Genomic DNA, 266 nt, shown 5'->3' on the forward strand with positions numbered 1-266 from the left:
GCCCATGAGTAAGCGCGATTTTTATGAAGTATTAGGTGTCAGCAAGACCGCTGACAGCAAGGAAATTAAGCGAGCCTACCGCAAGCTGGCCATGAAATACCATCCAGACCGCAATTCTGATGATCCTGATGCTGAAGACAAGTTTAAAGAAGCCTCGATGGCTTATGAAGTGCTTAGCGATGAAGATAAGCGCTCGGCCTACGACCGTATGGGGCATTCAGCCTTTGAAAATGGCATGGGCGGTGGCGGCTTCGGCGGTGCTGGTG

The 266-nt window shown here is 51.1% G+C and carries 1 protein-coding gene; it reads left to right on the top strand.

Annotation, left to right across the window (positions count from 1 at the left end; all coding sequences use genetic code 11):
* Positions 1 to 4: 4 nt before the first annotated feature.
* Positions 5 to 266, top strand: a 262-nt coding sequence (locus tag AAEZ02_RS22650; RefSeq protein ID WP_351125316.1) for a DnaJ domain-containing protein, incomplete at its 3' end; no start/stop codon positions are given.

Origin of the sequence: Shewanella sp. T24-MNA-CIBAN-0130 (assembly GCF_040310185.1) — a bacterium.
Classification (GTDB): domain Bacteria; phylum Pseudomonadota; class Gammaproteobacteria; order Enterobacterales; family Shewanellaceae; genus Shewanella; species Shewanella psychromarinicola.